The 15,012-nt window shown below is 37.0% G+C and carries 14 protein-coding genes and 6 pseudogenes; all 20 read right to left on the reverse strand.

Annotated elements, in window-relative coordinates; genetic code table 11:
* Positions 1 to 3: 3 nt before the first annotated feature.
* The 20 genes and pseudogenes from MLC44_RS09635 to MLC44_RS09730 all read right to left on the reverse strand — a co-directional run bounded on the left by MLC44_RS09635 (position 4) and on the right by MLC44_RS09730 (position 14,995).
* Positions 4 to 426: a FoF1 ATP synthase subunit B' gene (locus tag MLC44_RS09635; RefSeq protein ID WP_151899911.1), complete on the reverse strand. Its 423-nt coding sequence runs from the start codon at positions 424 to 426 to the stop codon at positions 4 to 6.
* 84 nt (positions 427 to 510) lie between these two features.
* Positions 511 to 1,357 (reverse strand): annotated as a pseudogene (locus MLC44_RS09640) (ParB/RepB/Spo0J family partition protein).
* Positions 1,357 to 2,139, reverse strand: a complete 783-nt coding sequence (locus MLC44_RS09645; protein WP_151899909.1) for a ParA family protein — start codon at positions 2,137 to 2,139, stop codon at positions 1,357 to 1,359. Before MLC44_RS09645 ends, MLC44_RS09640 begins: the two are co-directional and overlap by 1 nt.
* Positions 2,136 to 2,806, reverse strand: a pseudogene (locus tag MLC44_RS09650) (biotin--[acetyl-CoA-carboxylase] ligase). The gene MLC44_RS09645 and the pseudogene MLC44_RS09650 overlap by 4 nt, the downstream one beginning before the upstream one ends.
* Positions 2,751 to 3,665, reverse strand: a complete 915-nt coding sequence (gene fmt, locus MLC44_RS09655; protein WP_434657093.1) for a methionyl-tRNA formyltransferase — start codon at positions 3,663 to 3,665, stop codon at positions 2,751 to 2,753. The pseudogene MLC44_RS09650 and the gene fmt overlap by 56 nt, the downstream one beginning before the upstream one ends.
* A 2-nt stretch (positions 3,666 to 3,667) precedes the next feature.
* Positions 3,668 to 4,425: pseudogene (gene proB, locus MLC44_RS09660) on the reverse strand (glutamate 5-kinase).
* Between the two features lie 4 nt (positions 4,426 to 4,429).
* A pseudogene (obgE, locus tag MLC44_RS09665) lies at positions 4,430 to 5,530 on the reverse strand (GTPase ObgE).
* 149 nt (positions 5,531 to 5,679) lie between these two features.
* Entirely contained in the window at positions 5,680 to 5,937 is a 258-nt protein-coding gene (gene rpmA, locus MLC44_RS09670) for a 50S ribosomal protein L27 (protein WP_151899904.1), read from the reverse strand.
* Positions 5,938 to 5,962: 25 nt separating this feature from the next.
* Entirely contained in the window at positions 5,963 to 6,271 is a 309-nt protein-coding gene (gene rplU, locus MLC44_RS09675) for a 50S ribosomal protein L21 (RefSeq protein ID WP_013326568.1), read from the reverse strand.
* A 322-nt stretch (positions 6,272 to 6,593) separates the two neighbouring features.
* Entirely contained in the window at positions 6,594 to 8,039 is a 1,446-nt protein-coding gene (locus MLC44_RS09680) for an NAD(P)/FAD-dependent oxidoreductase (RefSeq protein WP_434657095.1), read from the reverse strand.
* Between the two features lie 13 nt (positions 8,040 to 8,052).
* Positions 8,053 to 9,435: a DUF3373 family protein gene (locus MLC44_RS09685; RefSeq protein WP_434657098.1), complete on the reverse strand. Its 1,383-nt coding sequence runs from the start codon at positions 9,433 to 9,435 to the stop codon at positions 8,053 to 8,055.
* 71 nt (positions 9,436 to 9,506) lie between these two features.
* Positions 9,507 to 9,842, reverse strand: coding sequence for a cytochrome C (locus MLC44_RS09690; protein ID WP_434657100.1), 336 nt, complete (start codon positions 9,840 to 9,842; stop codon positions 9,507 to 9,509).
* Positions 9,843 to 10,012: 170 nt separating this feature from the next.
* Complete coding sequence (locus MLC44_RS09695; RefSeq protein WP_434657103.1) at positions 10,013 to 10,405, reverse strand: RidA family protein; 393 nt, start codon at positions 10,403 to 10,405, stop codon at positions 10,013 to 10,015.
* Positions 10,383 to 10,814: a DUF255 domain-containing protein gene (locus MLC44_RS09700; protein WP_434657105.1), complete on the reverse strand. Its 432-nt coding sequence runs from the start codon at positions 10,812 to 10,814 to the stop codon at positions 10,383 to 10,385. Before MLC44_RS09700 ends, MLC44_RS09695 begins: the two co-directional genes overlap by 23 nt.
* A pseudogene (gene dapE, locus MLC44_RS09705) lies at positions 10,814 to 11,915 on the reverse strand (succinyl-diaminopimelate desuccinylase). Before dapE ends, MLC44_RS09700 begins: the two are co-directional and overlap by 1 nt.
* A gap of 3 nt (positions 11,916 to 11,918) precedes the next feature.
* Positions 11,919 to 12,269, reverse strand: a complete 351-nt coding sequence (locus MLC44_RS09710) for a hypothetical protein (RefSeq protein ID WP_151899900.1) — start codon at positions 12,267 to 12,269, stop codon at positions 11,919 to 11,921.
* A pseudogene (gene trpC, locus MLC44_RS09715) lies at positions 12,256 to 13,058 on the reverse strand (indole-3-glycerol phosphate synthase TrpC). Before trpC ends, MLC44_RS09710 begins: the two are co-directional and overlap by 14 nt.
* Positions 13,055 to 14,350, reverse strand: coding sequence for a hypothetical protein (locus MLC44_RS09720; RefSeq protein WP_434657107.1), 1,296 nt, complete (start codon positions 14,348 to 14,350; stop codon positions 13,055 to 13,057). Before MLC44_RS09720 ends, trpC begins: the two are co-directional and overlap by 4 nt.
* Complete coding sequence (locus MLC44_RS09725; RefSeq protein WP_151899898.1) at positions 14,343 to 14,723, reverse strand: YkgJ family cysteine cluster protein; 381 nt, start codon at positions 14,721 to 14,723, stop codon at positions 14,343 to 14,345. The genes MLC44_RS09720 and MLC44_RS09725 overlap by 8 nt, the downstream gene beginning before the upstream one ends.
* Positions 14,711 to 14,995 (reverse strand): hypothetical protein, encoded by a 285-nt coding sequence (locus MLC44_RS09730; RefSeq protein WP_434657110.1) that lies wholly within the window; start codon positions 14,993 to 14,995, stop codon positions 14,711 to 14,713. The genes MLC44_RS09725 and MLC44_RS09730 overlap by 13 nt, the downstream gene beginning before the upstream one ends.
* Positions 14,996 to 15,012 lie beyond the last annotated feature (17 nt).

Raw genomic sequence — 15,012 nt, forward strand, 5'->3', positions numbered from 1 at the left:
CCTTTATATCTGACTAAATTTAGCTTTTACAGCTTCTTTAAATACCGGAACTTGTGACATTAAGTCAGAAGTCAACTCATCTTTAGATTTTGCAAGTGATTGCTCAAACTCTAAATACTCTGCCGCGAGTTCAGCACGTTTTGATTCTAACTTACTGTCAGCTAATTCCTTAGCATCCGCGATAACTTTTTCTCTTAGGGCCGCAGCTTCCAGCTTGGCATTCATAATTATTGACTCTGCTTTTGCTTTGAGCTCATTGATTTCATTGTCATTTGATCCTACTTTTTCAAGATCTTTTTTAATGTCATCATCACGCTTTTGCATAAAAGAAAGTAATGGGTTATAAAGCCAACTGTTCAGAACGGCTATAAGGGAAACAAATACAACAAATGTAGCCAAAAGTAGTATTGGATTTATATCTAACATAGCACCTCCTAAAAGTTGCGTGATTATACTATTATAAAATTGAAACGATAGTTAAATGGAGGTATAAATTTGTTATTTGCGTGATTAGTTTCTAAAATGTGTCAAAAATTCATCAATTTCATCTTGTGATGCAAAACTGACGGTTATTTTATTTTTAGAAGCCTTTACATGGAATCCAAGTGCACTGAATTTTTCTTTTATCTGTGTAAAATCATAATCGGCATCGCTCTTTTTGACAGACTCAGTTGGTGCAGGCTCTACATTTTTCATGTTTTTTATCATAGCTTCAACTTCGCGTACACTCAGTTTCTGCCCTATAATCGAATTGAGTATCAGCTGCTGGTCTTTTTCATTTAACCCAACCATTACTTTTGCATGTCCTGCTGAAATCTTTTTTTCAACCAGTGCCTTTTGTGTCTTTGGAGCAAGCTGCAGCAGACGCAGAGTATTTGTTATATGGGTTCTGCTTTTATGAATAATATTGGCAAGTTCGTCATGTGTTACATCATGCAGCTTTATAAGTTCTGTATATGCTTCTGCCAGTTCTACAGCATTTAATTCTTCTCTTTGAATATTTTCAATCAACGCGAATTGCCGCATTTTTTGTTCATCAGAGTTGAGAACTACTGCCCGTATCTCTTTGAGTTTTGCAAGCTTTGAGGCGCGTAGTCGCCGCTCTCCTGCAATTAAGATATAGCCGTCAATATCTTCTGTTACAACTATAGGCTGAATCAGTCCGTCATTTTTTATGGATTCGGCAAGTTCCAGAAGGCAGTTTCGTCAAAGGATTTTCTTGGCTGAAAAGGATTCGGTCGGATGTCCTTGAGCGGAATCTCCAATACAGCATCATACTGGCTTCCTTCATTTTCATATGCCTCGTCTATTTCTCCAAGAAGGCATCCAGCCCTCTGCCTAGTTTTTGTGACTTCATTATCGTATAATCGCCTGTGCTAAATTTTGGTATGCAATAGAACCGCTTGATTTTACATCATACAAGATTGCAGGTTTTCCGAATGACGGAGATTCTGCAAGTCTTACATTTCTCGGTACCACTATATATTTATCTGCAGCATCTTTAAACAGTTTGCCTTTAAAATGCTGACGCAAATCTGCAAATACCTGTTTGGACAAATTGTTTTGTGATGAAAACATAGTTGGAAGAAAGCCTCTTACCGCAAGTTTCGGATTAATTGATTTTCTTACCAACTTGACAGTATTGAGAAGCTGTGCCAACCCTTCAAGTGCAAAAAATTCACACTGTATCGGAATAATGACCGAGTTTGCCGCTGAAAGTGCATTGATTGTCATCGGACCAAGCGCCGGCGGAGAATCTATAATAATATAATCATACTCTTTTTGTACATTTGCAATCGCTTTTTTCAAAACAAGTTCACGCCCTTTGGCTTTGTCTGCATCATAATACTCTTTTTCTATTCCCACAAGACCTATGTTTGAAGGTGCTAAATGCAGGGTAGGCAGGTCTGATTTGAGAATAATTTCTTTGAGCTTTTTAGTACCTATAAGCACATGATAAATATTAAACTCATAATCATTTCTGTGAAAGCCCAATGATGTCGTGGCATTTGCCTGCGGATCTGAGTCAATCAAAAGCACTTTTTTTTCTGCAACAGCAAGTGACGCTGCCAAGTTTACAGCGGTAGTCGTTTTGCCTACTCCGCCCTTTTGATTTGCAATTACTATTACTTCACTCATCGCCTGCTGTATATCCTCTCACCATTTATATTCAAACTGCCATCACTCTCGAGTACACAAGACTCAAGTGATATTTTTTTACCATCACTATGGGTAAAAAACTCCTTGTTGTTTTCAAATTCTAACTTATATTTGCTAAAAACTTGCTTCCATAAAACCTTTTTTTCTATATTTTTCAAATATGCTGCAATTAATATTTTTCTGTTGAGCGTAATATCCAATGATGCAAAGCCCTGTGGTGCTGTTACAAGGTTTATTCCCACACCGCAGACAAGTGTATCGTCTACTCTGTTTGTAATCATTCCGCCTGTTTTTTTTGTACCGATATAAAAATCATTCGGCCACTTTAAAAAAACTTTTGAACCAAATTCAGATAAAGTTTCTTTGAGCAGATAAGAAAAGTACAGTGACACAGATTCTAATTTTAAATCATGAGGCAATTGTTCTGTATCCAGGGCAAAGGACAAAAAAGATTTCCTTTTTGGGAACTCCATTCGTTATTTCGACTGCCGATTCCCTTTGTCTGAATATCTGCAACCACAGCCACAGGAGCAGTCAGCTTCTTGTTTTTCAACTGTTCTTTTAAAAAAAGCTGCGTTGATGGCAGTGTATTATAGTAATGTATCTTCAAGTCCGAGTCTTTTCCCGTTAATATAAGAGATAACATCCATCTCTTTTTTTGACTGTGGCTGTACCTTATAAATACGAAGAGCCCCCTGCTTACATGTAACGACAATACTTTTTTTGTCTATTGCAGTTATTTTGCCGGCATCAGCATGTTCTTCATCTTTTTTTTCAAGCTGTATCTCTTTTAGTTTCAGTCCGCTTGCAAGATAAATTCCCGGCCATGGTGTAAAAGCACGGTATTTGTTATAAATCTCCTGCGCATTGTCAAAGACAACTGCACCGTCTGCTTTTGTTATTTTTTTACAATAAGAAGCATGTGCATCATCCTGTTTTTTGGGCGTATATATATGAAAATTGCGCAGCACATCTATCGTCAGATCAGCAGCAGTCTGTGTAAGCTTTTCAAACAACTCTTCAACCATCATCTCCTCACCGACAGAGACTTTTTCGATTTTTAAAATGTCACCCGTATCAAGCCCCTCTTCCATAAGCATGGCAGTTACACCGGTTGTCTTGTCACCGTTTAACAAGGTTTGCTGTATCGGACTTGCTCCGCGATATTGCGGTAACACCGAAGCGTGAAGATTGATACAGGGTGCATGATCTAAAATTTCTCGTGGTAAAATCTGCCCGTATGCAGCCACTACTATAAAATCACAGGGAATTTCCAAAATCTCTTTTACAGTTTCCTCATCCCGAAGTTTTTTTGGCTGATAGAGCGGAATGTTATGCTCTTGCGCAGTAAGCTTCACAGGAGGAGGCGTAAGTACTTTTTTGCGCCCGACAGGTTTGTCAGGCTGTGTATAGACGGCAACAACATTTATATCTTCTGTTGCTATTACTTTTTGAAGAATTTTCTGGGCATACTCAGGTGTCCCCATAAATATTATATTTTTCATTGCTAACCTTTACATGTAAAGAGAGTACCGCCCTTGTGGGAACCTTCAAGCATAAAACTTTTCACATCACTTAAATCAAAACCACTGGCAAGAAATGTATCTATGTTTGCCTGCAGAAGATATTCTGCGGCTTTTAGTTTCGTAACGATACCCCTGTTGCAAAAACATTGTTTGGAGTGACTTCTTTATGCAGTTCTTCCTCACTGATTTTGTTTACTGTTTTGAATGCTTTTGCCTCGGGATTTTTTCTCGGATCGCTGTCATAATAGGCATCAATATCTGAAAGAATCACAAGCATATCGGCTGCATGTCTTTTGCTATATATGCTGAGAGCTGGTCATTGTCACCAAGTTCAAGTTCATCTGTTGCCGTTGCATCATTTTCATTGACAATAGGAAGTACACTGTTTTGCAAAAGCGTTTCAACAGTTGCGCGCACACGCTTAATATCAGAGGAGTATTCAATTTGCAGCAGTCACTAACACCTGTGCTGTCAGTATTTCGTATTTTGAAAACTTGTTCGCATATTTATTCATCAAAATAGGCTGGCCTATTGCGGCTAAAGCCTGTTTGTTTGCAATATTGTTTCTATCGAGTTTCAGCTCGGTATAACCACCCGCAACTGCACCGGAAGAGACCAAAATCACCTCATGCTCTTTTTTTAACTCGCTTAGAAATTCTACGAGAGAACGCATACGATCAAGTGCTATATTGCCATCCTGGGTTAAAACGGCACTGCCTACTTTGACTACAACACGCATGGAATTACTGCCTTGTTTGCTGTACTAAATTAAAGAGTGCGTACTTTAAAGGTTCAATATTTTTGTTAATCGCGGAAGAAATAGGCACAACAAAATAAGGTTTTTCTCTATCATACCCTAATGTTTCATCAACACTCCCCTGAATAAAATAAGGTAAATCCTCATCAAAATCAAATTCACTTCCCTTGCTGGACTCAAGATCAAGCATCTTGATAAATTCGGCGATTTTTTGGGAAACTTCTTCTTGAGGCACTATATCTGTTCGTGTTAATGCTATTGCATATCGCGAAGTGCCCAACTTTTGTGAAAAAGAAGCTACTTCGTCTTTGAGTACCTCTATCTGTTCTTTGAGATCTCTGTACGATGCCAAATCTATCATAAACAGCAATATCTCTGTTCTTTCGATATGACGAAGAAATTCTATTCCAAGGCCTTGCCTTCATGCGCTCCGCCGATAATTCCGGGAATATCTGCCATAACAAATGATTCATAATCTCCGATATTTACCTGACCGAGTTTCGGCGTTAATGTTGTAAACTCATAATTTGCAATTTCAGGTCTTGCATTGGACACAGTAGAAATAAGCGTAGACTTTCCGACATTTGGAAAACCGACCAGTCCGATATCTGCAATCAGTTTCAAATCAAGCTTGATATTTCTCGTTTCACCCTTTTCACCGGGCTGTGCATACGTCGGTCTTTGGTTTGGTCGGTGACTTAAAGTGTGTATTGCCGAGTCCGCCTTTTCCGCCTTGCAGAAATTTCACTTCCTGTCCGTCTTCAACCATATCAAAAAGAACTTCACCGCTTTCCTGGTCAATAATCTGTGTTCCGGGTGGGACAATAATGACTTTTTTTGCCCCTGATTTTCCGGTACAGTTTGAACCTTCGCCGGGTTTGCCGTTTTCAGCTTTTATATGCATTTTTCTCTGGAAGTGTGAAAGTGTATGCGTATTGTTGTCGCACTTAAACCATATATCACCGCCTTTTCCGCCGTCGCCACCGTTTGGACCACCATTGAGTACAAACTTTTCACGGCGAAAAGCCACACACCCTTGCCCGCCTTTTCCAGAACTAACTGTTAATTCGACACTATCTGTAAACATTCGTGAATCCTTTTTATGGCTTTATGCCATTGTAAATACTTAAGAAAATACTATGAATTATAAAGTAACTTATTAAATATTTTGAATTTTCTTTGTGGAATATGTTTCCATCGGATATGATGGAAACAAGAGGTTTTATACTGTAGAAATTACGCAGCAGGTATAATGGAAACTTGTTGACGCTTTTTGTCTTTTCGCTCAAACGCAACAACACCGTCAACCAAAGCAAATATAGTATGATCTTTTCCCATACCTACATTTTTGCCTGGATGAACTTTTGTTCCTCTTTGACGAATAATGATGTTACCGGCCACTACAGCCTCTCCACCAAATTTTTTTACACCAAGTCTTCTACCAGCCGAATCACGATTATTCTGTGTACTACCCTGACCTTTCTTATGTGCCATACTATTCTCCTTAAGTTATTTTAGCTTATGCAGCTATTTTCGTGATACGAACACGAGTATGATCTCTTCTGAAACCACGTTTCACTTTACTATCTTTACGACGACGCTTTTTGAAAATTACAACTTTCTTGTCACGTCCCTCGCTGATAACTTCAGCAGTTACAACAGCACCGTCAACATACGGAGCTCCCATTTTAAGTTCGCCAGCATTAACTGCTAGAACTTCTTTGATTTCGATAGTAGCTTCAGGTTCTAAAGATAATTTGTCTAATGAAAGAACATCACCCTCTTGAACTTTATACTGTTTACCACCATTTTTAATAATTGCATACATCTATGGTCCTTAAATATTTTTAGGTTGTATTTCTACAAAAAGTGCGGAATTATACCCATTCAAGCTTTAAGTTTTGTTTAATTCTTATTTAAATCTAAACTTCTTTACCAGAAATATTACCTTTTTAATAACAATTCGTACAAAAAAAAGCAAAATATACACAATAAATGCATATATAAAAGGGTGATAATAATTACCTCGTTCGTGTATATGAGCTAACCTGTTGCCAACGTGAAACAACAAATCAGGGTGCATTAAAAAAGAGAGTAAGATAAGGAAAACAGTATATATAACTGCTTCTCTTATCAATACTTTTTTCATGCTACATTAAACCTCTCATCATTAAATACCAATACATAGGTTTTAACATATAAAGGTCAAATGCCCACCATATCCATCTTTGTTCACCTACAGCTAATGGAAATGACGGTGCTGCTCCTTTATAGTTAAACTCTGCTAGAATAATTTTTCCGTATTGCGTTTTGAGTGGACATACAGTATAGCCGTCAAATTTTTCTTTCGGCTTTTTACCTTCCATTACAGAAATTAGGTTGCCAACTACAATTGGCCCGTGATGACGAGCTGATCCGCCTGTTTTACCTTTTGGTACACCACAAATATCTCCAATTCCAAATACATTTTTATAACGTCTGTGTTGAAGTGTATACTGGTCAACTTCTAACCAGCCTTTTCCTGTACCTTTTTGCCATGCAAGTTTAGAATTTGCCACCGCATCAACAGCAGCCATTGGCGGAACAATATGAATAAAATCATATGCCATTGTGACTTTTTCAGTTTTTTTAATGATATCATACTCTTCTAAATCTTCATCATACTCACCTTTTACTTCATATTTATGTTCAAAAGTTGCTATCTTTTTTTGGGCATCAATTGCTATAAGGTTATGCTTAAATTTATTTGTAATATTTCCATATCTAGGCTGTACTTCTTCTACAAGCGTTTTATTTACCGCAGGAACACCAAAAAGTTTAGAACCGTTTGTTGCAAATGTATAATCAGCAGTGAGACCCTTTTCTTTTAAATAATCATCACTCAAGTAAAGAATTTTTTGAGGGGCACCACCACATTTTATTGGAGTTGCAGGCTGCGTACAAATAACTTTTGGCTTTCCTTTTGAAGCTGCATCTTTTAACTCATTAAACCACTTCCAAGTCAGTTCTCCACCTACAGCAGTTCCTTCTTCAGGATTGTTCAGATATACAGATGAAATACCATTTTTTCCTATCATATCTTCTGTAAGTCCCTCAATCCATTCATAATGGTATTGTAATCCTGTTGCCACAACAAGATAATCATAACTTACTTCTTCTCCTGCTCTTGTCACAACTTTGTTGTTATCAGGATCAAAAGTTTTTACTTCATCTTTTATCCATTTCACATCATCAGGGATAAAATCTTTGTTCTCTTTTAGTAAGTCGTCTGTTGTCATCTCACCAGCGGCAACAAAAACTTGACCCGGCTGATAAATATGCTTGTCATTTGGCGCAATGAGTGTAATATCAGGATTAGACAGAGCCCGGTGCAGGCGAGCCATAGCCATAATACCACCAGCACCTCCACCAACAATAACTATTTTTCCTGTAGCATCAGATGCCTCAGCTTTTGTAAAAGAGCTGCTTCCGGTACTTGCAAGTACACCTGCTGCAATTGGCGAGATTCCCATAAGTTTAATGGCATCACGACGCGATAGACCAGTCTTGCTTACCTTCTCATCTAAAAAATTTTCTATCTCTTTATTTTCTTTCATTTTTTCCCTATTTTTAATATTTATATCTCAAATAAAATCTTACATCCTGCGCACTTTTTGCATCACCTGTTTGTAAATCAGGTGATGCCCAAAACTCTTCTATATTTGATTTGTATTTATAATCCATATATGTATATCGCAACTGCGTAGAAAAATGACCACCTTCTAAAGGTAAATTCCAATATGCTTCATACGCATTACCGCGAGTGGCAATTTTTGAACTACTCATCGTATCTTCAGCCCATGTCATTGGAGCCCAGTACTTTGTACCATAGTTATATTCCAAACCAATTCTACCATCTTCAGTAAATGTGTCCGGGAAAATAAAACCAGTCCAAAAACTATAACCTGTTTGCGTTTTATCACTGCCTAACATTTTATATCCACTTTTAGGATCACTTGTCGTGAATGCGACTGAAACAAAAAATGTTGAATCATCTAAAAAGTCTATATCTTCATTTAAGCCGTCTACCTGCAATGATACCGCACCCATATGTTTTAAACCTGCTCCTGTTGTTGCACCGTTAGGATTTTGTGTAGAAACTAAATTCTGATTAGTTCCCATAAAATCGAAGATTGCAGTATATTGAGCCATTAAATTATATTGTCCATCATTGTAAATACTCATCGGAATAACAAAGAAATTAACATTTGCATCCGTCGAATTTACATCCGTATATGGTGTTCCACTGTACGAAGCTTGATTTATATTTGTATATGATCTTCCAAGTACAAATTTCACATACGAACCCTCAAGTCCAAATGCATTACCGATTCTAAGCATCGCACCATCAACTTCCATATTGGTAATATGTGCTAAAGGAGAACCAGGTTTTTTAAGCCCTTCTCTGTGATTTGCCAAGAATCCGTCAGAAGCTGCACGGCGTCCGGCACTAATACTTACAGGATGTTTTCCATTTGTGATCTTATACACAAAATATGCCCGTCTTAATTTTAAAGTAATATCATCTGCTTTTGAACTTGCACGCCAATTTACATTTTGAAATTGATCTGTTGCAGGAAGGTTATTTCCACCCCAAGTATTATAAACAGCTATTTGTCCTTTAAAAGACAGTTTTGATGTCGGTGCAGCCCCCATTCCAAGCCATAAGCGACTGGTTAACAGAGATGGATTACTCACACTTCCTCCACCTTTAAGTTTATAATTTAAATTATCATATGCTGTACGAAAATCAATATTCCATTTAATATTGTCATATGCATCATGTTTTTTAACTTTAGCAAGTGACTTATTAGTCCGTGTTTGTTTCTTTTCCAATTTGTTTACTTTATCAGTCAATGCTTTGATTTGTTCTTTTAAATCAGAAATATCATCAGCAAAAGCATTGAGTGCTAAACCGCTAATAACGGCAAGTGAAAGTAATACTTTTTTCATATATTGTCCTTACATGTAGAATTTATGTTAGATGTAAAATAAGATAAGTGCAGGTGCACTTATACTTTTAATTAACAAGAAGGGATGTTACCACTGTCACTTGCGAAGTCATGAACAAAGTCATATAAATGTGAAGAGAATTTTTTCTTAAATTTTGCACTGTCAAAAAAGTCAGCTCCCGCCGGACATGCTTCAGTCATCACTTTTCCAAGTTCACCATTCTCTTTTGCTTCTGCCCATTCATCTTGTGTATGTTTTGCTGCGAATACTGCACCTGAAAAACCACAAACACTTTTAAGCTTTTTCTGATAAATTCTCATACCTTTATCCGCATCTGCACTGGCTGCAGTAGATAGTAAACCTAAACCAATTATGGCAGCTAATGCCACTTTTTTATATGTTCTCATTTTAATTCCTTTGTTGACTTATTTAATTGATAAGATGAGATTATACAACCTCAATCTTTAAAATAAGTTAAACTTAACATATGTATTTATAGTGATTATAATTACAATAAAAACGTCAAATGAAGATCAAAAGGAATAAGAAGGAAGAAGCTTCCTCAAGAGGAGGAAGTTTAAAAAGAGTAATTTGTCACTAATGCAACTGCATCTATTTCGACAAGTGCATTTTTAGGAAGTGTTTTTACTGCTACAGTTGAACGTGCCGGTTTATGTTCACCGAATGCTTTTTCATATACTGCATTCACTGCTGCAAACGAGTCCATATCTGCTAAAAAAATTGTTGTTTTAATAACATCATTTAAAGAGCTTCCAGCTTCTTCTAAAACAGCTTTAAGGTTTTGCAACACGGCAACAGCCTGAACACCTACATTTTCTTTTAACAACTCATCACTACCCTCTGGTGTTAATGCAATTTGCCCTGATGTGTATACTACTCCATTTGCCACTATTGCCTGTGAGTATGGTCCGATTGCCGATGGTGCTTTATTTGTTTGTACTGCTTCCATTGTTTGTATCCTTTAGTTTTATATAATTTTCTTGTGCATTATCCATAAATGAATCGAATAGTTCTTCATCTCTGTAACCCAAAGATGAGTAAAGTATCTTCCCCTTTGCATCTACAAAATAGTGTCTTGGAACCGGTGACGTTTTAAAACCTTTTGGTATAAAATGGCGGTCTCTAGAGAGTAAAACTGTAACAAATTCTTTATTAACTCTCTCTTTAATCTTTTTGTTTTGCAAAGTTGTGTTTTCAAACTTTTTACACCATCTACATGTATCTGAAACTATTAAAACATAGACAAGTTTATGTTCTTTTTTGGCAGTTAGCAGTGCTTTAGAATAATCGCACGGCCATTTCAGTTCTGCTCCAAAAATCATTTCACTGAGTAACAGAAGCATCAAAATAAATTTCATTATTTATTCCAATTTTCTATTAGACAGCTAAAAACTCTATATAAATCTTCTACCTCTTTTTTTGTTGTCCTCTCATTTATTGAATGAATCGTGTCATTACGTACACCAAATTCTATAACATCCACACCAAGAGGCGCTATAAACCTTGCATCGCTCGTTCCGCCGGCAGTAGAGTGTTTTGGCTCTTTACATGTAACCTGTTTTATAGCTGCATCTATCTTTTTGACCAGTTTTGTATCTGTATCTGTTTTAAAAGGGTATGAACCTTGTGTCAGACGAAGTTCATAATCAAGCCCCTGTAAATGTTTTGCTACAAAGTCACGCACCTCTTTTTGCGTGGTTTTTGTATTATTTCTGACATTAAACATCATTTGGAGTTCATTTGGGGTTACATTTGTCACCTGCATACCTGAACGTATATCTGTAATGACAAACTTTGAAGGAGCAAAAAACTCGTCACCTTCATCCAAATCAACGCCCGCCATATCACCCAATACTTTTGCTATATTATGAATAGGGTTTATTGCCTTCTCAGGGTATGCAGCATGTCCCTGCTTGCCTTTAACTGTAAGATACCCGTTAATAGAGACCGCGACGTCCAACTTTTATGGCATCTCCAAATTTATCTTCACATGTAGGCTCAGCAACCACACAGGCATCCGGAAGCATATTATGTTGCTGTAAATACTCTAACACTTTTACGGTGCCTGCTGTTGCCTCACCCTCTTCATCTGATGTTAAGATCAAAGAGAGTGTGCCTTGAAAATTTTGCGTATCTTTGACGGCCTGTATAAATGCCGCCAAACCGCTTTTCATATCTTGTGCGCCGCGACCATATATAAAGCCCTCTTTTTCCACAGCTTCATACGGGTTTGTATCCCATCCTTTTCCTGCAGGAACAACATCAACATGCCCGGCAAAACAGAGATGCTCACCCTCGGAAAATCTTTTATAGATAAAAAGATTTTTAACATCTTCAATATCAATTCTTATCGCTTCAAAACCGGGAAGATAATCCTCAACAAAATTCAAAATACCGCCATCATCCGGTGTTTCACTTTTTGAGTTGATCAGATATTTAAAAAGTTGAATCACATCCATCATTTAATTCTTTGGGTTTTCATAAAACACATAGGGTGTTGAATAATTACTGATTTCAAAGTAGACTTTTTTCTCCCCTTTATCAACTACAAAATTTCTGTTTGTATCTATATAACCATACCCGTAGCGGTAGTTTCTCGGTGTATTTCCGTCTGTACTCGTCGCTGTGGTAAGTTTGTCAATTTTGATAAATCTCTGCACCAGTTTGCCGCCCATATAAATATCAAGCACACCGTTTGTTCCTGTCCAGTTTTGGATAGAGCGTCCTATTTTATTTTGTGCTTCTTGCGTACATCCGCTCAAAAAGAACACTGTGAGTGTAAAAAGCAGAATAATAATTTTATTTTTTTTCATAATTTTCTCCGAATTTCAGTTTCTTTACTGCCAACTCTTCATCTTCTTGCCGCATTAATGATTCACCGACCAAAAATGCGTCAACCCCTGCTTTGCTTAAATCTTCAAGCTGTCCATGCTCGTATATGCCACTCTCCGCCACAATAATTTTTCCGTTTGGTATTAAAGGAATCAATTCATAGCAAAGGTTCATATTCATCTCAAACGTCTGCAGATTTCTGTGATTTATTCCGATAATATCTGCCCCGGCATAAATAGCTTTTACCAAATCTTTTTGTCATGCACCTCAACCAAAACTTCCAATCCCAAGTGTCTTGCATAGCCCAGCAAATCTTTGAGCTCTTTCTTGCTTAAAGCTGCTGCAATAAGCAAAATAAAATCAGCCCCAAAAACCAGAGCTTCAAGTACCTGATATTTTGAAATAATAAAATCTTTTCTTAAAAGAGGAACAGAAACATATCTGCGAATACCTGCAAGATAATCAAGAGAACCTTGAAAAAAGTGCGGTTCCGTTAAAACAGAAATAGCACTTGCCCCTCCCCGTTCATACGCCTGAGCAATGGCGAGCGGATCAAAATCTTCACGAATGACACCCTTTGAAGGCGAGGCCTTTTTCACCTCAGCAATAATTCTGTACGGGTCTTCCTCTGTAGCTTTTAAAAACGGAATTACATCACGCGGCTGTCTGGCATTGAATGCAAGAGAACGTCCTAACCAGTCCAGAGAAAACTCTTTCTCTCTTTGTATCAGATCTTCTTTTGTTTTTTTAATAATATCATCTAAAATCATCTTTTTTTCTTCCCCTTTTTGTGTTCTAAACTCTTTTTGTAACATGCCTCTATTTTCTTTACATGTAAGAGTACTTCAGGATTGTCTCCGCCTTCCATATTGACTGCCCTGTCCATCACTTTTTTCGCTTCAACGCACTTTCCAAGTTTATAATAGCCCCATGCCAGCGAATCCAGATAAAATGCAGAATCCGGATTTGTTTTTAACACTTTTTTGATGTAGTACATACCTTTTTTGATATCCAGGTCATGATCAATCAGAATATAGCCCAAATAGTTTAGATAGAGTGGTTCATCTGTCTCTTTGGTAACTTTTGTCAACTTTTTTACTATAGACGCCAAAAGCTTTTTTGTCATTTTCTTGCTGTGTGCTTCATACTCATAAACAGCACTTTGTCCCAAATATTTTATATCCCCGCTTTTTTCATAAAGTTTCTGCGCCAAAGCACTTGCTTTTGCATAATTTTTCCCTGTCGTATAGAGTTCTAAAAGTACCGTATCATCTGCATGTGTCTCTTCCAAAAAGTCAATAAGTTTGACATAGTCTCTTTTATAGGCATATATACGGATTATTTTTTGTGCGACTGATTTGTCTTTTTTTAAATTGTAGAGTCTTTTATATACAGAGAGCAAACCTTCAATATTGTTTTCATTACTGTAAATTCCGATCAAACGGTTACAAATAAGCTGTGAGCATCCGTGCATGCGTGTATGTGTCTCAAGATAGGCAATCGCATCTTTTTTCCTGTGCAGATTAACATACAGAATAATTGCCATTTTATCAAGTATTTTTTCGTTATACTCTTTCATATATGCACTGTTAAGATACTTTAAAGCTACATCAAATTCCTGGTTTTTGATATACACATCACTGGCTAAAAGGTAATCCTCTGCTTTTTGTGTTTTTTTTGCAAGTGCGATTGAGAGTTTTTTTGCATAATCGAGTTTTCCCATTTCCGTCAAAGCAATGATTTTTAGACGGATAAGCGCTGGATCAGAGAAAGTACCCTCTGTTATTTCATCAACTTTTTCAATCACTTTTTCATTCTTTTTTGCCAAAAGATAGTTATGCAAAGAGCGATACAGATACTCTTTTTTGGATGCTTTGTCATAAAGTTCTTCAAAACGCTTTGCCGCCACATCATAATGTTTTGTAAGTTCAGCATTTAACGCAAGCATGATATAGAGATCTTCACCCTCAAAAGCTTTTTCATTTGGACTTATCGGTCTGGGATGCGTTGAGCATGAAACAAAAAACAGCGACACTGTTACTAAAAGGAGAATTCTAATCATCTATTATTCCTGGACACTCAAGTTTTAGCTCATCAACTCTGGTTTTGTAATAATCCCAAAAAGGAAATGTTTTACACTGATTTGGACGGGCACTGTATATTTTACACCCATTTGTTTTTCTGTCATAAAAAACACATTCATAGGAGTCATTGATTTTATTTTCTTTGATAGAGTATTTATACCCTTTCTTAAAGAGATATTTTAACGCAAATTCATTAACATCCATTGCTAAAACTTCTGCAATTGCAAATATTTCATTTTTAGTGACATATATATAACCACTCTCGCCTGTACAGCATCTGCCTTCGCATGCAGCACATGCACTGGCATCAAAAGCATAGGGATAATTTTCTTTTTTTATTATATTTGACATTTTATACTCTGTGTATTGGCTTTTTTATAAATGTTTTGTACTTTTTGTGAAGGATTGTCTCCCTCAAAACTTATCAATGGAGGCCAGACCTTCATCATTGCCTTTGAACCGTTTCTTGCATGTATCATTACAAGTGATGCACTCCTGTCAATTTTGGGGTGGACAAACTGCACATCCACTATCTTCATTTTGACTCTCTCAAGTTCAACGCAGACATTTCCAAACTGAGTCGCATCATAACAAAATATAAAATGTGAATGTGGCCGCAACAAACGCGATACCTTTTTAA

It is taken from the genome of Sulfurimonas sp. NW9 (assembly GCF_051132275.1).
Taxonomy (GTDB): domain Bacteria; phylum Campylobacterota; class Campylobacteria; order Campylobacterales; family Sulfurimonadaceae; genus Sulfurimonas; species Sulfurimonas hydrogeniphila.